Raw genomic sequence first — 16,498 nt, 5'->3', positions numbered from 1 at the left:
TTCGTCTCATTCGTCCGCGCTGTTCTGCGTCAGCTCGACCAGGACGTGTCCGCTGTCCCTAGGGTGCATGAAGTTGATCTTGCTGCCGAACTTTCCGTCCGCCGGCTTTTCGTAGAGGAAGCGGAACCCCTTCGCTGCCAGTTCCTTCATGCTGGCTTCGATGTCCTCGACCGAGTAAGCCACATGATGCAGCCCCTCTCCCTTTTCCCTTAGGAACTTCGCCACGCTGCTTTCATCGCTGAGGGGCTCAAGGAGCTCAAGGCTAACGCTCCCGGCCTTCAGGATGGCGATCTTCACCTTCTGACCTGCCACCTCTGTCCTCCTGACTTCGAAGTCCCCCATCCTTTGGTAAATGGCGAGTGTCTCGTCGATGCTCTTGACCGCAACGGCAACATGATCGAACTTCAAACCGGACCACCTAGAAGGCCGCGGACGCCTTGTAGACGCCGTAGACCAATCGCAGGGCGTCGCTGATCTCGCCTACGGTGCACCTGGCCCGCACCGCCTCAGCGACAGCGGGAAGGAGGTTCTCGCCCTCCTGGGCTGAACTCTTCAGGCGCTCGAGTTTCTCCTGGACTGTTCCACCGTCCCTGGTCTTCTTCAGCCTCTTCAGCTTCCGCGTCCTCTGCTCTTGGATCCTTTCGGGAAGGAGCTGGACCTTGGTACGCCCCCTACGGGCGGGCTGGAAAGCGTTGACGCCGACGACAATCCGCCGTTTACTTTCAATCTGGAGCTGCTTGTCATAGGCCGCATTTACGATCTCCCGCTTGACGTATCCGCTCTCGATGGCCTTCAACATCCCTCCGATCTTCTCGATTCTCCTTATCTCTTCGAACGCCAGTTTCTCGAGCTTGTCTGTCAGGTACTCGAGGTAGTAGGAGCCGCCGAGCGGGTCCGTGGTCAGCGTCACACCCGATTCGTGGGCGATGAGCTGTTGGGTCCTGAGGGCCAGTCTGGCAGATTCCTCTGAGGGGAGCGAAAGGGCCTCGTCCATTGAGTTGGTGTGGAGTGATTGGGTTCCGCCCAGCACGGCGGCGAGAGCTTGTATCGAGATCCTCACGACGTTGTTGATGGGGTCCTGGGCTGTGAGAGTTTCGCCCGCCGTCTGTGTGTGGAACCTGAGTTTCATAGATTCCTCGTCCTTCGCCCCGAAATCCTGCCGCGCTATCTTTGCCCAGATTCGCCTTGCCGCCCGGAACTTCGCGACTTCTTCCATGAAGTCGTTGTTGCATGCGAAGAAGAACGAGAGGTGTGGTGCGAACTGGTCGAAGTCCAGTCCTCTCTCCAGAGCTGCACGGGTGTAGGTCATGGCGTCAGCGAAGGTGAAGGCGAGCTCCTGGACCGCGGTGGAACCAGCTTCCCGGATGTGGTAGCCGCTTATGCTGATGGGATGCCACTTCGGATAGTTCTTCACCGAGAACTCCACCAAGTCTATGGCGAGCGACAACGAGAAGGCTGGCGGGTAGATGTAGGTGTTCCGGGCCAGATACTCCTTCAGTATGTCGTTCTGGACGGTTCCCCTAATTTCGTTCTTGGGCACGCCAGATTCCTCCGCTATCGCCACGTACATCGAGAAGAGGACAGGAGCAGTGGCGTTAATCGTCATGGAAGTGCTCACCTTCCCCAGGTCTACCCCAGCGAAAATCTCCCGCATGTCGTCCAGCAGGCTCACCGCCACTCCGACCCTCCCTATCTCACCAAGGGCGCGCGGGTTGTCTGAGTCAAAACCGAGCTGAGTTGGAAGGTCGAAGGCCAGGCTCAGGCCCGTCTGACCTTGGCCGAGCATGTATCGGAGACGCTTGTTCGTCTCCGACGAGGTACCAAAGCCGGAGTACTCCCTCATCGTCCAGAGCCTCTTCCGGTACATTTCGGGATGGATGCCCCTGGTGTAGGGGAACTCGCCTGGAACTTCTTCCATGGGCGGGCCCTCGTCCGCTGTGTAGACGGGCGAGACCTCGATGCCCGACAGGGTCTTGTGCTCCGAAGAGTCCATTTTGAGCGCTGCCGCCTCTATCTTGCCAAACTCAGGGTCGCATTGTTAAACTTGGTTCCTTACCGATTCGGGGTCCCAGTGGCGCCTGGGAGTCGTGCGTGCAGGTCTGACCTGGGCAGAAGGTTTAGGGCGCTAGTCTGGGGTGGGGAGGCTGGCCTTGAAGTCTGCAGCCCTATTGCTTCTCCTTGTCCTCCTGCTATCGGCTGCTACCGCCTCGGGCCAGAAAGCAGATTCCACCATCGACTACGGCCGTTCCTGGCCCCGTTCGATGACGGTCGACCCCGCCAGAGGGATTCTCTACGTCGACGGCATGTCGGGGATCTACCCTCCGACCGGCTACTCTTTCGGGATAGTCAACGTCTCGACCCACCTGGTGGAGAGGGTGCTCCCCTTGAATGTCACGTCGGGAGAAATGACAATCGACGAATCGAGCGGAGACGTATACGTGGCAGGGTACAACTCGATCGAGGTCTTCGACGGGAGGACCCAGGAGTTCGCAAGGAACATCTTCCTAGGAGTGCAGGTCTTCTATGTCCTATACGACAGCGCTTCCCGGAGTCTCTTCGTTTCCAACGGCCTGAACAAGGTCTTCGAGGTCGACCCCCTGTCGGGGAGGATCCTTGCGAGCGCCACGGTGGGGAACGGGGCCGAGGGAATGGCGCTTGACCAGAAAAGCGGAGAGCTCTATGTCGCCGACTACCTTTCTGATTCGATATCGGTATTGAGGGCCGATGGACTAGCCCCGGTGACGACCATAGAGCTTCCCGCCCTTTCCTATCCGGCGCAGATCGTTTTGAACTCGAACACGGGGAAGCTCTATTCCACCACGGGAATCAACTCGATAGACGTCGTCGATACCTCGACCAACCGCTTCTTGGGGAGTGTGACAGTGGCACCCCTGGCCTCCAACTCCACTCTTGCCATTGCACTGGACCAGAAGGCAGACCGCGTCTATGTCCTGACAGGACCGGGAACGACCATCGTTCAGGTCGATGGCGCCGGGGATACGGTCAGGGGGAGATTCAGCGTGAGTTCAGATGCCTACGAACTTGCGGTGAACCAGGATACACAGGAGCTCTATGTCACGGTCTATCACCAGATAGATGTCTTCCCTCTGACCCAAAGTGGGACGACCGGGGTTGTTTCTGACGCATTGCTTGTCTTGCTCCTGGCCGTGGGGGTAGTAGTGGCTGTGATCCTCGCCCGGAGGGCCTCGAGGGCGGCGCCTCCTAACTCGAGCCAAGACAGATAACTGCTCGGGGGGAAGAGGATGTGGCGTTGGACATCATTGTCCGGCAGGCAGCGGTGAGGGGCAGGAAGGGGCGCTGGGACGTGGGGATCGAGAACGGAAAGATTTCTGAGGTGCAGGAGAGGGTTTCCGGTTCGGCCGAGCTCGAACTGCCCGCTAACGGAAGGCTTCTGACCCCGGGGTACGTGAACATCCACTGTCACCTGGACAAGTGCCTGACAGGGGCCTGGGCCGACGTCGGAGCTGGGCCGAACGTGGGGTCTCCTGACGTGATTCCCAGGGCGACGAGGGTCAAGGAGAGATTCACACAGGACGACATAGTCTCCAGGGCCAGTGAAGCGGTGAAGTCATCAATCCTAGCCGGCACAACCGCAGTAAGGGCGTTTGCAGACGTGGATACGGTCGGAGGGCTCCTAGCAGTGAAGAGCCTGCTCCGAGTCAAGGCCACATTCAAAGAGGCGATCGACCTGCAGGTCGTGGCCTTTCCACAGGAGGGAATCCTTAGAGATGCAGGGACCGAGGAGCTGCTCGAGCAGGCCCTCGAACTCGGAGCGGACGTGGTCGGGGGAATCCCCTGGTACGAGAGCACAAGAGAGGCATCGGAGCATCACACTGACTTCGTATTCGACCTGGCGAAGCGGCACGGCAAGGATGTACATGCGCTGATAGACGACACATCCGACCCAGGTTCGAAGAACATAGAATACCTGCTTTCGAAGACGATCAGGGAGGGCTTCAAGGGACGGGTGGCGGCCTCGCACTGCAGGGGAGCCCTGGACTCGCCGGACGCGGCCTACGCGAGGCGGGTCGTTGGACTGGCGAAGGAAGCAGGAGCAACCGTTGTTGAGAATTCGCACGTCAGCCTCTTCATGTACGGTAGGACTGACGAACATCCGGTGAGAAGAGGAGTTACGAGAGTCCGGGAGTTCCTTGAGGGAGGCGTCAATGTAGCCATCGGTCAGGACGACATCGACGACCCCTACTACCCGTTCGGCAGAGGAGACATGCTGGAGCTGGCTCTGATTATGGCCCACGCGGCGCAGCTGAGCACCCCAGAAGACCTCGAAAAGGCCTACGACATGATAACCACCAATCCGGCGAAGGGGATGCGCCTATCCGGGTACGGGATGCAGGTGGGGGATGAGGCGGACCTTGTGCTTCTGGATTCGACCTCAGTCCATGAAGCCCTCAGGATGCAGCCGGCAAGACTGGCGGTCATACACCGAGGGAAGCTCGTCGCTGAGACCAAGGCGGAGCGCAAGCTCTACCTCTGATCGGCGCTAGTCCAGAAGGTCCCCGTTGAGATAGAGGTTAGTTTTCAGGGTGAGGCCGGCCTTCCGGAGAGTGTTGTGAGCGTAGCACATGTCCTGGGCCTCTTTCGCAAGCTCCACGATTGCATCCCTTGGAGCATTGCTGGATACCCTGACGTCGTAGATCATCTCGTCAAACGCACCTCCGATTCTCCTGTCGAAATGGCCGCGGGCAGTCATCTGCAAGTCATCGAGGGAGATTCCCTTTGCAATCGCCGCAGTGGAATACTGGTTCATCAGGCAGGATGCTGCCCCAGCCAAGAAATAGGCCAGCGGGTTCGGCCCCTGGTCGGTGCCGCCTCTCTCTGCCGGCTCGTCGACGATAAACACGAAGTCTCGCTTTCGGGCCTCCATCTTCAGATGGTCGACCCGCCTGAGATCGACGCGCTCGGCCCCGAAGAGGAATTCCTTGTCGGAGGCCTCGTGGCGCTTCCTCACGTGCTCCTTTATCGTATCAATAAGGCGCTCGTCCGCTGTCAACGTCCGTTCGGCTAGGCCGATTCTATTTAGGATTTCACCGGCCGAAGTCGATTCCATCCGTTTCTGAGGGTCGTCAGGACGTTCTCCGCCCATTCGAGAAAGGATATAATGAAACAAGAGGGAATGGATTCAACTTGGTGCGTGGGTTCAGGGATTACGTGCCATTGGGCCGGGCCCTGGAAACCGTCGAGCGGCTCTCTCGGGACCGGTCCAGAAGGGAGGAAATAGGAGTCAAGGATGCATACGGCAGGGTCGCAGCGGATGATGTGTCGTCGCCTTCGGATGTCCCCGATCGGACGCGTTCGCACATGGATGGTTACGCGGCCCTGGCTTCAGACCTCAGAGGAGCCTCGCCTCGCACGCCCAAAGCCCTCAGTCTGAAGCCAACCAGGGGCACAGGTCACAGGAGGGCGATCAGAGTTTCGTCCGGTCAGACGGCGAGCGTGGTCACCGGGGGCCTGCTTCCACTCGGCGCTGACACGGTGGTCCCCGTAGAGGAGGTCAAGATGGTCGGAAGCAGAGTCATCTTCACTGCCAAGAGTAGGCGTGGCAACCACTGCTTCGAGGCCGGGTCGGATGTCAGGAAGGGAGACATCCTGGTGAGACGCGGGAGAACAATTAGGGCTCAAGAGATTGGCCTCCTGGCTCTACTGGGAGTGAAGACGATCGCTGTATGGGCGAGGCCTCGGGTCGCACTGATCGCGACGGGGAGTGAGCTGGTCTCCGCCTTCGGTCCCGACGACCCCTCGAGGGTGAGGGAAAGCCATACGCCGATCTTCGAGAACCTGATAAGGGAAAACGGCGGGGAGCCGGTGGTCTTCGGGATTGTTCCTGACGATGTTGGCAGGATTGCATCTGCTCTGGAACTTGCCCTCAGGAATTCCGACCTGGTGCTGACTCTTGGAGGGACCTCGGTGGGCGAAAGGGACCTCGTGGAGAAGGCGCTGCGGCGCGTGGCTAAGGGAGAGGAGATGATCCACGGGATCGGAATGGACAGAGGGAGGGTCGCAGGATTAGCAGAGGCCAGAGGCAAACCTGTGGTCATGCTCCCAGGACCAGTCCAGGGTGCCATGAACGCGTTCGTCCTGCTAGCACTTCCCTTGATTTCAAGACTGGCCGGGAGTAGAAGGGCCAGAGAACCGAGCGTTGTCGCCAGGCTGGAGACCGGATGGAAGGCCAGGAAGAGGTTTCAGCACTTCACGAAGGTCATGTACGTCAGCCTCAGGAGAAGGGGGAAGGTGTTCGTGGCGAAGCCCATGGTCAGGGACACGGAGTCGATGAGCATCCTTGTTGAGTCCAACGGCTTTGTGCTAGTCCCTGAGCGCACTGTCAGCCTCCGTGCAGGAGCTGATGTGGAGGTCAGGCTTCTGCCGGGATTCTCCTATCTCAAGGGAGGATTCCTCGAGGAAGGATAGGCGTCACTTTTCGAACCTGTCTCTGAGGCGGAGGAGGTCTTCCTTTGTGTCGACGTCCGCCACAACACCGATGTCGTCCACCTGGACCTTCACGACTTCTTTCTGCATGCGCTCGATCAGCCCCTTCGCCCCGCTGTCTCCTCCGATTCTTCGGAGTTCGGGAAAGAGCCTCCTGTCGAAAAGAACCGGGTTCCCCCGTCGTCTCTGGAAGTAGGGTGCAACTATGAGCCCCCTGGTCTCGGAATATCTCTGGAGCATGGAATCTATCGTGGTTACGGAGACGAGGGGCTGGTCGCCGAGGGCGACGACAGCGGCAGAAGCCCTGGGGTCCACAACGTCGATCCCCACCCGAAGGGAGGATCCAAGGCCCTGCTCGTAGGCGGGGTTCAATACAATCCGTGCGCGGCCGAACTTGGAATCCTTCAGGATCTCATCGGCGCGGAACCCCAGGACAAGGACGACTTCGTCGACCCGCGATTCGAGGAAGCGACGGACGATTGTTTCCAGCATCGTCTCACTGCCAACCTTCAGGAGCTGTTTCGGCTCTCCGAATCGTGTCGAACTTCCCGCACCGAGTACCACCGCCGATATCATTGCTTCATTCGTCTCAAGGGGAGGCCAAGGATAAATAAGCAAGACAGGGAGAAAACCCTTCCTTGAACCAGGGGGAGTTCGCAAGGGTGCTGAGCGGCCTGATATCACATAGGGAACCCTTCGTCCTGGCGACGGTGGTCAGGATTGAGGGGTCAAGCCTCGGAAAGCCAGGATTCAAGGCCTTGATTTCAAAGGACGGGGAGACGCTGTATGGGTCCCTAGGAGGGGCGTGCCCGGAGTCTGCGATCGCGAACGCGATGAGGACGGCCATAAGTACGGGCACACCGAAAGTGATCACGGTGTACCTCGAGAGCGTCGAAAAAGCGGTCGAAGCGACTATCAGGAGTCAGACTGACGACGAAGTGCACGTAGAGACCAACTGCGGGGGGGTGATGGAGGTCTATGTTGAGCCATACCTGCCGCAACAGAGACTCTTCATCGTCGGCCAGGGCGGGAAGGACGACGTGGAGAATGAACTCGTGAAACTGGGAAAGACCTTGGACTTCGAGGTGATTGTGGTGGACCATGCTCCCCTCCTGACCGAAGAGCCGGACGAGCTGATCAGCCGGAGCGACTACGATCTTTCGGAGCTCGGAGTGGGCGAAGCGGATTCGGTGATAGTTCTGACCAAGGGGGAGCGGGACCAAGAGGTCCTGGTGGCGCTTTCCAAGTTCCGGCCGAGGTACGTCGGCCTGGTCGCGAGCAGGATGCGGGCCCAGGAGGACATCGAAGGCTTGAGGAAGAGAGGGGTGAGTGAAGAATTCATCGGATCAATCAGGGCTCCAGCTGGAGCTGACCTGGGAGGCATCACCTCGGCAGAGATCGCCCTCAGCATTATTGCAGATGTAGTTGCAACGAGACACGGGAGGAAGCTCCCCCAGAAGGGCGGCCTAGAACGAAAGCCCCTGGGCGCATAGTTTGGTACTCCTGTCTTTCCCAATCTCGTACCTCGTGACAGGGTTCCTCTTTGGAAACGGCGTCCCTCATTTTGTCTTTGGCGCCGCTGGGAAGGTCTTCAGAAGCCCCTTCGGGCAGAGGTAGTCGCCGCGGACGAATTTGATTTGGGGGGTCTCTAATCTGATCGTCGCGACCGTCATCGCTGGAAGTCTGACGGTCTTGAACTTGGGCAGCAGCTACGCCCTGGTCGCTCTCTTCGTAGGGTTCTGGCTGGCGATGATCATGTTCGGTATAGGAATCAAGAGGTTCCTGAACGAGCCCTAGGACCGACCATCGGTCGAATGGGTCTTCCTTCGACCCAGACCCGTCTTCCCCCCTTCAGAGTTTCGCGCTTCCAGATCGGGAGGGATTTCTTGATGCTTTCGATCGCGAACCTCGCAGCCTCGAAGGCCTGGGCTCTGTGGGCTGCTGAGACCGCCACGGCAACGCTCACTTCGCCAACGTTTAGAGTGCCCTCCCGATGGACGAGCCGTATCTCCTTGATGCGCCACCTCTTGCGCACCTCCTTCTCGAGCTGCAGAATCCGATGGTCTGCCATCGAACGGTAGGTCTCGTATTCCAGGGCCATCACATGCCTTCCCCGGTTGCTCTTCCTGACAGTGCCCAGAAAAATGACGGATCCGCCGGCCGAGTCGTCCCGGACTGATTCGAGGACTTTCGCTGGGTCGATCGGCTTCTTCGTGATGCCTGATTTCAGGCTAGTCAATCAACCACCCACCACGGGGGGAAGGAGAGCAACGCGGTCCCCATCCTGGAGGTAGGGGTCCTCCAAGGTGACCTCGGCGTTCACTGCGACCTTCACCACCTTCTGAAGCGTCCTGAGGCCCGGATGAATCGCGTAGACGAGCAAGAGGGCTTCGCTTACCCTCGGCGTCCCGGCGAAGTCGACGACCTCGCTATGCTTCCCAGCAGCCTCTCGGGCCTGTGCGAAGTAGATGACCCTGATGCGAGCCACTGCATTACCCACCTATCGCGTTCATGTTCCGGGGGTTTTCCCAGCCTTCCTTTATCCATGGCATGTACCCTACCCCGTCGGGCTTCCTCCAGACCGCCTGCTTGAGGAAGGAAGCGAGTTGGGCGTCTGACCCCCCGTTTCGAACTATCGGTTTCAGGTCGTGATACTCGGTGTCGAAGAGGCACGAAAGCAGCTTCCCGTCGGAGGTGAGGCGAAGCCTGTCGCAGTCGTCGCAGAAGGGAGCGCTCATGGGAGTGATGACTCCCAGTTCTCCCCTGCCGTCTTCGAACTGCCAGACCGAGGCGGTCTCTCCTTTGCTCCTCCCCCTTGGGACCAAGGGGAACTTGGAGGCGACCTTTTCTAGTATCTCCTCCCCGCTCACAATCTTCTCTGGACCCCAGATTCCCAGGCCGTCGAGGGGCATGAACTCGATGAACCTTATTGACATGTTCCTCTCCCGGGCGAACTCGACTAGCTCGAGGATCTCGTCGTCGTTGTAGCCACGGATTGCGACCGCGTTGATTTTCAGAGGCCTCAGGCCCGCACGGACGGCCTCGGAGATCCCCTGCAGGACCCGCGGGAGGGCGTTGGCTCCCGAGATCTTTGCGAAGCGGTCCTCCCTGAGGCTGTGCAGGCTGACTGTGACTCCGCGCAGGCCTGCGGCCTTCAGCGCCTGGGCCTTCTCAGCAAGGAACCAGCCGTTCGTGGTCATGTCGACCGAGTCGAGTCCTTCTATGCGCGCGAGCCTGGCGACGAGCCCTTCGACCCCCTTTCTGAGGAGCGGCTCACCTCCGGTGACTCGGACCCTGTTGATTCCGAGCGAGACCAGGACCCTGGCGACGCGCTCGATCTCCTCGAACGAGAGTATGTCCTCGCTGGGCAGCCAGCGGATGGATCCCTTGTCCGGCATGCAGAACAGGCAGGCAAAGTTGCACCGGTCGGTCACCGAGATCCGGAGTTTCCCCGCCACCCTGCCCTTCTTGTCCAGCAACTTTCCTTCAGGGAGCGATACGGACTGACCGGAATCCAATTACCTCGGATTCAGGCGTATGCGTGGTAATAAGCTTCCTTCGAGGAGGTTCAGGGTAACCTCATATCACGGCTGGCGCGACGCGGCTGTCGTGGGTTACAGGCAGGTCGACATTTCCAGGAAGCTTGTCTCGGCAAGGACGGCGACCGCGGTAGGGCGAATCCGGCTCACGCGCAAGACCGTAGACCTCATCCGCAGGGGTCGCATCGAGAAGGGCGACCCGTTGTCGCTTGCGAAGATCACAGGGATCATGGCAGCGAAGATGACGCCAGAACTCGTCCTCCTCTGTCACCCGCTGAGAATCGAGGGTACCACTGTAGAGGCTTCGTTGGGGCCGTCAGGCGTGGAGGTTTCTGTTACCGTGTCCGCAACGGAGAAGACAGGCGTGGAGATGGAAGCGCTGACGGGGCTCCTGGTAGCCCTCCTAAACGTCTGGGACGTTGTCAAGGCCTACGAGAAGGACAAGAAGGGACAGTACCCCACGACGCGAATCCATGATGTGCAAGTGCTGAGGAAGGCGAAGTGACCAATCCGCCCAGGGCACACAGGGCCAGGGGGAAGGGCACGCTCTCGTTCTACCTGGTCACCGTCAGCACCAGTAGGTTTGCGAAGATGAAGGAAGGGTCACAGTACGCGGACGAGTCGGGGGACATGGCTGAGCTGAGGATCTCGGAGGAGTCCCACAGGGTCCTGGGGAGGAAGCTCATCTCCGACGACCGCAGGATGATTCGTTCAGCTGTGAGGGGATTCCTCCGAAGCAAGGGGGACGTCTTGCTCCTTGTCGGAGGAACGGGGGTGTCCCCGCGTGATGTCACAGTCGAAAGCGTGGCTCCTTTCTTCGACAAGGAACTGGTGGGCTTCGGGGAACTGTTGAGGAGCATCAGCTTCGGCAGGATTGGGAGCGCTGCGATGCTCACCAGGGCAACCGCTGGCACGGCCAGGGGCAAGCTCATCGTCTGTCTGCCCGGTTCCCCTGACGCTGTGGACACAGCTCTCAAGAATTTCCTCTCGGAGTTCCCCCATGTGATTGCCGTGGCGAGGGAGGGGGGACCGATGAAACATGGCGGTGTGCGTTCAAATCGTAAGTGAGCCAGCAGGAAAGGAGCCTCAAGCTGATAGGCTCGAGACCCTCACCGGAAGGGTTGCGTCGGTGGTCTACGGATCACTCACCGGGTTCCTCGCCGGGCTCATTGGCCTCGGTGGAGCCGAACCGCGGATTCCCTTCATCCTCTACTACCTTCGTTTGAGTTTGGAGGAGATGATTGTCGTCAACCTTCTCATCAGTCTCGCAACTTCCTCCTTCAACCTCGCCGTCCGGGCGAACGCCGGGCTGTGGTCCGGGGATGCCGCGGTTGTCTCCGTTGCAATGGTGGCTGGATCGCTCCCAGGAGCCTATGCAGGGGCGGTGATGAGCCAAAGGGTGTCCAAGCGGGCCCTCAAGGCCTTCATCTCCCTAGTGTTGAGCCTCGTAGTTGCCAGGGTGGTGTACGGGCTCCTCTTCCCTGCGAGCGGGAGTGGGGCCCCAGCCCTTTCCCTCGAACTCGCGCTCTCCTTGACGACCGGCTTCGCCGTGGGCGTTGTCAGCGGCTCCGTGGGTGTAGCTGGAGGAGAGTATAGGATTCCGATCCTCACCTACCTACTGGGCTTCCCGATCAAGGTAGCTGGGACGGTGAGCCAGCTGGTGAGCCTCCCCACGATGGTGGTCGGGATTTGGAAACACAGGCGTCAAAGCACCTTCACCCGGAGGAGCATTAGGGGGGCAGCGATCCTTGGAACCCCGTCGGTCGCAGGCGCGGTCCTAAGTGGCTTTTTGGTCGTGAGAATACCGGCGACCTACATTGAAATCCTGTTCGCGCTGATTCTCACCTACACTGTAGCCGCCCTCTCCTGGGAGGTGGTCCGGGGTGGGAGGGTTGGGGACGACACGAAAAGGCAAGAGGAGATGCCTCTCCCCGATGGAAAAGTGTAGGGCCATTGGAACACGACCTAGTGATTCAGGGCACGGTCGTGGGCCCGGAAGGACTTAGCTCTCTCGAGGTCGGGGTGAGCAAGGGCCGGATTTCTGAAATCAGGAAACAGGGGTTAGTTGGCAGGCGCAGAATCAGCGCGGGGCGATCCCTGATCTTCCCAGGATTCATCGACGTCCACGTCCACATGAGGGAACCGGGGTGGGAGAACAAGGAGGATTTCAGGACTGGCTCCGAGGCTGCAATTCACGGCGGGGTGACGACGGTGGTGGACATGCCGAACAACCCCACCCCGACGACCACCCGGGAAGCACTGGACGAGAAGAGGAAGCTCGCCCAGTCCAAGGCTCGTGTCGACGTCCGGTTCTACGGTGGGGTGACTAGCGAGAGCCTGGGGTCCGTGGAAACGATCAAGGATGGAGTGGTAGGATACAAGATCTACCTCGCCAGGACCACGGGAGAGCTGACATTTCCATCTGAAGAGCTAGGGAAAGCGTTCGGCCTGATCGCCAGGACGAGGAAGCCAGTGAGTCTCCACTGCGAAGACCAGACGGTGATTGACGGGTGTGCGAGCAAGCTCGAAGGGAAGCGGAGGCCAGACGTCCACTGCGACATTCGCCCTCCCCAGGCCGAGATCGAGTCGGTCACGAAGGTGGTTGAGGCGCTCCGTGGAGCCAAAGGCCTGCATGCAAACGTCTGCCATGCCTCGACATCGGAGACGATTTCCCTGGTAGAATCGGCGAGGTCTGAAGGATTGCGACTGGAATGCGAAGCGGCCCTCCACCATCTCTACTTCAACAGGAAGGCGATGCTGGATAATCCACTCCTGAAGACCAATCCACCGCTCCGGGATGAATCGGATAGAATGTCCCTGGTCGAGGGGCTCCGCAACGGGAAGGTCTCATTTCTTGTCACGGACCATGCCCCACACTCCAAGGCGGAGAAGACGTCCGGGGGGATGAGCGGGGTCCCCGGCCTGGACGATTACGGGCACATAGTTTCCTGGTTGATCAGGACGGCAGGGACCGAGCCTGCGGCGATTGCGCGGGCGACGTCACGGAAGCCGGCATCCTACTCGGGCCTCACGGACAGGGGGCGGATAGAGGAGGGGCTCAGGGCTGACTTCGCCATCCTTGACATAAGCTCCCCCGAGAAGGTGACCGCTGAGGAGGTCCGCAGCAAATGCGGATGGTCGCCCTACGAAGGGATTGAGTTCCCAGGGAGGGTCAGATGGACCATAAGAGGGGGCGAGGTTCTTTTGGACGACTACGAGCTGGTCAGCTAGGTTTTGTAGCGGGTGTTCCGCCAGGGGACGAGGTAGGACTCATGGCTGCGGTGACGTTCTTTGCGGTGCGCCCTGCGTAGATGTACAACAGGATGAGGATGACCATCGCAACCAGCAGAAGGCCAATGGTGTAGGTGTAGTAGAGGTAGGCGAAAGTAGAGAGCGCGGCCATCACCACCCCCCAGCCTGCATAGTAGTGCCTGTCCTTGATGTCAACGAAGAAGAACGCGCTGATGATGGTCCAGACGCCGACGAAGAGAAGCGCATAGGAAACCGCGTAGGTCCCATTGACTAGGCCGAAAAAGAAAGCCGCTGCAGCGACAAGGATGGAGACGATTACCCCGCCTCCCCAACCAAGTCTCAATGAAATCTGCTCACCCTTTCTTTCTCAACCCCGATTATTATGCGTTGATATCGGTCCTGAGAGAGCGTCTAAGGCTGCCAGCTCGAGGGAGGGGCGGGAAAGGGACCGAAGCGGCCTTCGAACGCGTTGACGACTCTCAGAAGGACGGATTCGTCGAAGGGCTTTGCGGCCAACTGTACGCCCACGGGGAGGCCGTCGGAGAGGCCGGCCGCCACCGAGATTGCGGGGAATCCGACGGTGTTGAACGGAAGGGTGAGCCTGAGGAGGGCCGTTCGGACGTCCATCTCCTTCGCACCGGCCATCACGGACGAGTGGCCGAGCAGGGGCGCGGGAACGCAGGTCGTTGGAACGGCGACGAGGTCGACTTCTTTCATGGAAGAAATGAACCTCTCCATCAACGTCGGCCTCGCGTTCTGGGCGCTCACGTAGTCCACGCCGGAGACGTTCTTCCCCTCTTCGAGCAGCCTCCTGGTATCCTCGCCATACAACCCAGGGTGGGCCTCGAGCCAACTCAGGTGGAATGCCGTTGCCTCGGCCTTCCTGATGGGGAGCCATAGTTTGTAGGCCTCCTCCGCACCGTCCAGGTTCGACTCTTTCACCTCGCACCCGAGTTCGGACAGACGCTCCAAGAAACCGTTGAACTTCTCCTCCACGGCCGGGTCTATCTGGTCGTGGAAGAACCGCCTGGGGACGCCGACCCTGGGGTGCCCCAGTGGAGCGTCCAGGTCTTTCAAGTAGTCCGGGACCTCGGCCGATACAGTGGTGAGGTCCTCCTGGCCATGCCCGGCAAGAACCTGAAGAAGGGCAGCAGTGTCCCAGGCACTCGATGCGAGGGTGCCGACAGTGTCGAAGGAGGGCGCCAGTGGGATGACCCCAAGCCTGCTGATCCTGCCGTAGGTGGGCTTCAGGCCGAGCACGCCGCAGAGGGCAGCGGGGATCCGCACGGACCCGGCAGTGTCCGTCCCGAGGCCAAGGGGGGCCAATCCCGCTGCGACTGCAGCCGCCGACCCGCTGCTCGAACCTCCGGCCATCCTCTCAGTGTCCCAGGGATTGCGGACCGCGCCGAAGTGGGGATTCTCGCCGGTCACGCCCGAGGCGAACTCGTGGAGGTTGGTGGTTCCGAGGATCACGGCTCCTGCAGCCTTCAGCTTCTGTGCCACCGTGGAGTCGTAGGGCGCGACGTTCTTCGCCAGTATCTTTGAGCCAGCCGTGCACTTCACCCCTTCGATGTAGATCAGGTCCTTGATCACTATGGGCACCCCGTCCAGGGGGCCAAGTCGCCGCTTCTCGCGTGCGCGGAGCTCCGAAGCCTTTGCTGCAGCGAGGGCAGAGTCTCCCAGGATGGTGATGAAGCAGTTCAGACCCTCGTTCACCTTCTCGGCCCTTTGCAGGTAGGCTGTTGTGAGCCCGACTGGGGAGGCGGAACCGGATTCGTAGGCGTCTGAGATTTCCTTCGCGGTCCTCAGGGTCGTCATGGGCGAAGAGGGCAGGTGAACCCCTTATCAGTGTGAGTCCGGCAGAGGGGTTTCGACCTGGGTTTCTCACGGGGCTGGCTGCATCTATATCTAAGCCCACCAGGACTCGGAGACGGTTGGTCTCAGTCCGGACGATGTCCGCTGTGGGTGTCTTCATGATCTTTCTCTCGACAGGCATCCCGTGGCTCGAGGTGACGGGAGACAGTTCGGCCGTCTTCTCGGGGCTCGACATCTACGGTCAGTTGGGCTCGGTCTACGGCGTCTGCCACTGCCCCCCGGACAACCTGTCACTCGGGGGCGAACTTGTCCTGGTATTGCTGCCGTCTGTCACTCCGCCAGGGGTCCTCTCACCGGGGATCCTGATGTTTCCTGTGGCGGTATTCGCGGCCATCCTGGCTTTCGTGAAGCTGAGGCTTGTGGTCGTCGCGGGGGTGCTTGCGGCCGCCAGCGGCTCTCTGTGGGCGGGTGGATTGGCTCTGATAGGCAATCAGGTAGTGACTAGGCTCGAAGCCTGGGAAATCATCGCGAACAAGCAGGCAGGAATCACGACCACCGCGGCCCCGCACTTCTCCGTCGACCCCTCCGTGGGCCCCTACGTGCTCCTGGCAGGGGGAATCGTTCTCCTTGCGACCTACGTCCTAGACAGGCGTGAGAAGCTGGACCCGTCGGATGATTGGTCGGTCTAGGGGGCTGAGGGGAACGAGCTCGACTCATTGCCATCGGTGGAAGGCGGGATGGTCCTCCTTCACCCCAACAAAGAGCCCGGTCATCGTGGCAGTCGTCCTGCCAGCGGCCTCGACCTTCCCTGCGACGTAGACCTTGTCCCCGGCCACCTTGGTGGGCCAGGCCTTCAGGTGCCACTTCTCGTTCATGGGCGTCGGGCTCAGGAAGCGGACGGTGTACTCAGCGGTCACGGTTCCTGGAGGGGCCTTGAGGCCTCTCGAAGTCATGAGAGTGTAGGTCGCTGTCCAATTACCGAGGCAATCGAGAAGAACGGAGATGATGCCCCCGCTGGCGAAGTCTGAGAACGCCGCGTGATGCGGCTCTGGCTTCCATTCTGCGACCAGCTCCTCGCCATTGGGTACAGTCTTGATGTGAAGCCCCTTGGGGTTCTTGGGCCCGCATCCAAAGCAGATGCTGTTCGGCGCATACTTGTCTTGGAGGTTCTCCAAAGAGTCCAATCGAATCCCTGACAGACGTGTGACGAGGGGTTTACCGCGATAATATCGCTTGCGGTCCAGGGTCTCGGGCTGCGGTCAGCGCGCCAGCCTGGGTCATGGATCCCCGCATGCTTTCCCAACTATGAGAATTGTCTCCTCGTCTTATTAGCATATTCGAAAGCCCGAATATCCAAGTGAGAGAATGGCACAGATAGTAGCCACGCAAACCGCAGACAGGACCGTGCAGGATTCTAAATTGCTCGT

Annotated in this window: 21 protein-coding genes; 11 read left to right on the top strand and 10 right to left on the bottom strand. The window is 60.0% G+C overall.

Annotated features, from left to right (window positions below):
* Positions 1-6 precede the first annotated feature (6 nt).
* Together mce and OK438_03475 are read right to left on the bottom strand one after the other, a co-directional pair.
* Positions 7-408, bottom strand: a complete 402-nt coding sequence (gene mce / locus OK438_03480; GenBank protein ID MDA4124494.1) for a methylmalonyl-CoA epimerase — start codon at positions 406-408, stop codon at positions 7-9.
* A 10-nt stretch (positions 409-418) separates the two neighbouring features.
* The gene (locus tag OK438_03475) at positions 419-1,993 is read right to left on the bottom strand and encodes a methylmalonyl-CoA mutase family protein (protein ID MDA4124493.1); all 1,575 of its coding nucleotides are present in this window, start codon (positions 1,991-1,993) and stop codon (positions 419-421) included.
* A 157-nt stretch (positions 1,994-2,150) separates the two neighbouring features.
* Here OK438_03475 and OK438_03470 point away from each other — a divergent pair, with 157 nt between their 5' ends.
* Together OK438_03470 and OK438_03465 are read left to right on the top strand one after the other, a co-directional pair.
* On the top strand, positions 2,151-3,245 hold the full coding sequence (locus OK438_03470; protein ID MDA4124492.1) for a YncE family protein: 1,095 nt from the start codon (positions 2,151-2,153) through the stop codon (positions 3,243-3,245).
* 26 nt (positions 3,246-3,271) lie between these two features.
* Positions 3,272-4,516 (top strand): amidohydrolase family protein, encoded by a 1,245-nt coding sequence (locus tag OK438_03465; protein ID MDA4124491.1) that lies wholly within the window; start codon positions 3,272-3,274, stop codon positions 4,514-4,516.
* Between the two features lie 6 nt (positions 4,517-4,522).
* Here the strand turns inward: OK438_03465 and OK438_03460 are convergent, their stop codons facing one another.
* Positions 4,523-5,032 carry an OsmC family protein gene (locus OK438_03460; GenBank protein MDA4124490.1) on the bottom strand — a complete coding sequence of 170 codons (510 nt, stop codon included), beginning with the start codon at positions 5,030-5,032 and terminating at the stop codon, positions 4,523-4,525.
* A gap of 137 nt (positions 5,033-5,169) precedes the next feature.
* Between OK438_03460 and OK438_03455 the strand changes: the two genes are divergently transcribed.
* Positions 5,170-6,447, top strand: a complete 1,278-nt coding sequence (locus tag OK438_03455; GenBank protein MDA4124489.1) for a molybdopterin molybdotransferase MoeA — start codon at positions 5,170-5,172, stop codon at positions 6,445-6,447.
* A gap of 3 nt (positions 6,448-6,450) precedes the next feature.
* Here OK438_03455 and OK438_03450 read toward each other — a convergent pair whose 3' ends face one another.
* Positions 6,451-7,041, bottom strand: coding sequence for a nucleotidyltransferase family protein (locus OK438_03450; GenBank protein MDA4124488.1), 591 nt, complete (start codon positions 7,039-7,041; stop codon positions 6,451-6,453).
* A gap of 62 nt (positions 7,042-7,103) precedes the next feature.
* Between OK438_03450 and OK438_03445 the strand changes: the two genes are divergently transcribed.
* Genes OK438_03445 through OK438_03435 form a run of 3 tightly spaced genes read left to right on the top strand, consistent with a single transcriptional unit; the run spans position 7,104 to position 8,262 of the window.
* Positions 7,104-7,958: an XdhC family protein gene (locus OK438_03445; GenBank protein MDA4124487.1), complete on the top strand. Its 855-nt coding sequence runs from the start codon at positions 7,104-7,106 to the stop codon at positions 7,956-7,958.
* Between the two features lies 1 nt (position 7,959).
* Entirely contained in the window at positions 7,960-8,082 is a 123-nt protein-coding gene (locus OK438_03440; protein MDA4124486.1) for a hypothetical protein, read from the top strand.
* 15 nt (positions 8,083-8,097) lie between these two features.
* Complete coding sequence (locus tag OK438_03435) at positions 8,098-8,262, top strand: hypothetical protein (GenBank protein MDA4124485.1); 165 nt, start codon at positions 8,098-8,100, stop codon at positions 8,260-8,262.
* Here OK438_03435 and OK438_03430 read toward each other — a convergent pair.
* Genes OK438_03430 through moaA form a run of 3 tightly spaced genes read right to left on the bottom strand, consistent with a single transcriptional unit; the run spans position 8,237 to position 9,983 of the window.
* The gene (locus OK438_03430; protein ID MDA4124484.1) at positions 8,237-8,704 is read right to left on the bottom strand and encodes a molybdenum cofactor biosynthesis protein MoaE; all 468 of its coding nucleotides are present in this window, start codon (positions 8,702-8,704) and stop codon (positions 8,237-8,239) included. The two genes, OK438_03435 and OK438_03430, sit on opposite strands and share 26 nt — an antisense overlap.
* A complete protein-coding gene (locus OK438_03425) occupies positions 8,705-8,953 on the bottom strand; it encodes a MoaD/ThiS family protein (protein ID MDA4124483.1) in 249 nt (82 codons plus the stop codon).
* Between the two features lie 4 nt (positions 8,954-8,957).
* Positions 8,958-9,983, bottom strand: coding sequence for a GTP 3',8-cyclase MoaA (gene moaA / locus OK438_03420; protein MDA4124482.1), 1,026 nt, complete (start codon positions 9,981-9,983; stop codon positions 8,958-8,960).
* Positions 9,984-10,074: 91 nt separating this feature from the next.
* Between moaA and moaC the strand changes: the two genes are divergently transcribed.
* The 4 genes from moaC to OK438_03400 are packed head-to-tail and all read left to right on the top strand — an operon-like array spanning position 10,075 to position 13,235.
* Positions 10,075-10,509, top strand: a complete 435-nt coding sequence (gene moaC / locus OK438_03415; protein MDA4124481.1) for a cyclic pyranopterin monophosphate synthase MoaC — start codon at positions 10,075-10,077, stop codon at positions 10,507-10,509.
* Positions 10,506-11,072, top strand: a complete 567-nt coding sequence (locus OK438_03410; protein MDA4124480.1) for a MogA/MoaB family molybdenum cofactor biosynthesis protein — start codon at positions 10,506-10,508, stop codon at positions 11,070-11,072. Before moaC ends, OK438_03410 begins: the two co-directional genes overlap by 4 nt.
* A complete protein-coding gene (locus tag OK438_03405; GenBank protein MDA4124479.1) occupies positions 11,044-11,952 on the top strand; it encodes a sulfite exporter TauE/SafE family protein in 909 nt (302 codons plus the stop codon). The genes OK438_03410 and OK438_03405 overlap by 29 nt, the downstream gene beginning before the upstream one ends.
* A 5-nt stretch (positions 11,953-11,957) precedes the next feature.
* On the top strand, positions 11,958-13,235 hold the full coding sequence (locus OK438_03400; GenBank protein MDA4124478.1) for a dihydroorotase family protein: 1,278 nt from the start codon (positions 11,958-11,960) through the stop codon (positions 13,233-13,235).
* Here the strand turns inward: OK438_03400 and OK438_03395 are convergent.
* Together OK438_03395 and OK438_03390 are read right to left on the bottom strand one after the other, a co-directional pair.
* Positions 13,228-13,599, bottom strand: a complete 372-nt coding sequence (locus OK438_03395) for a hypothetical protein (GenBank protein ID MDA4124477.1) — start codon at positions 13,597-13,599, stop codon at positions 13,228-13,230. The two genes, OK438_03400 and OK438_03395, sit on opposite strands and share 8 nt — an antisense overlap.
* 68 nt (positions 13,600-13,667) lie before the next feature.
* Positions 13,668-15,074 (bottom strand): amidase, encoded by a 1,407-nt coding sequence (locus tag OK438_03390; protein ID MDA4124476.1) that lies wholly within the window; start codon positions 15,072-15,074, stop codon positions 13,668-13,670.
* Positions 15,075-15,190: 116 nt separating this feature from the next.
* On the opposite strand from OK438_03390, the gene OK438_03385 reads away from it, so the two are divergent.
* On the top strand, positions 15,191-15,760 hold the full coding sequence (locus tag OK438_03385) for a hypothetical protein (GenBank protein MDA4124475.1): 570 nt from the start codon (positions 15,191-15,193) through the stop codon (positions 15,758-15,760).
* Positions 15,761-15,784: 24 nt separating this feature from the next.
* Here OK438_03385 and OK438_03380 read toward each other — a convergent pair whose 3' ends face one another.
* On the bottom strand, positions 15,785-16,246 hold the full coding sequence (locus OK438_03380; GenBank protein MDA4124474.1) for a PaaI family thioesterase: 462 nt from the start codon (positions 16,244-16,246) through the stop codon (positions 15,785-15,787).
* Positions 16,247-16,498: the final 252 nt, after the last annotated feature.

The sequence above is a fragment of the Nitrososphaerota archaeon genome (genome assembly GCA_027887005.1).
Classification (GTDB): Archaea; Thermoproteota; Nitrososphaeria; order Nitrososphaerales; family Gagatemarchaeaceae; genus UBA183.
This window is presented reverse-complemented; position numbering and strand designations above follow the sequence as displayed.

What these genes read in the sequence shown, in the direction of transcription:
- OK438_03475 (MDA4124493.1), bottom strand. Translation starts at nt 1,993, where the DNA reads ATGGACTCTTCGGAGCACAAGACCCTGTCGGGCATCGAGGTCTCGCCC.
- OK438_03390 (MDA4124476.1), bottom strand. Translation starts at nt 15,074, where the DNA reads ATGACGACCCTGAGGACCGCGAAGGAAATCTCAGACGCCTACGAATCC.
- OK438_03450 (MDA4124488.1), bottom strand. Translation starts at nt 7,041, where the DNA reads ATGATATCGGCGGTGGTACTCGGTGCGGGAAGTTCGACACGATTCGGA.
- OK438_03405 (MDA4124479.1), top strand. Translation starts at nt 11,044, where the DNA reads ATGGCGGTGTGCGTTCAAATCGTAAGTGAGCCAGCAGGAAAGGAGCCT.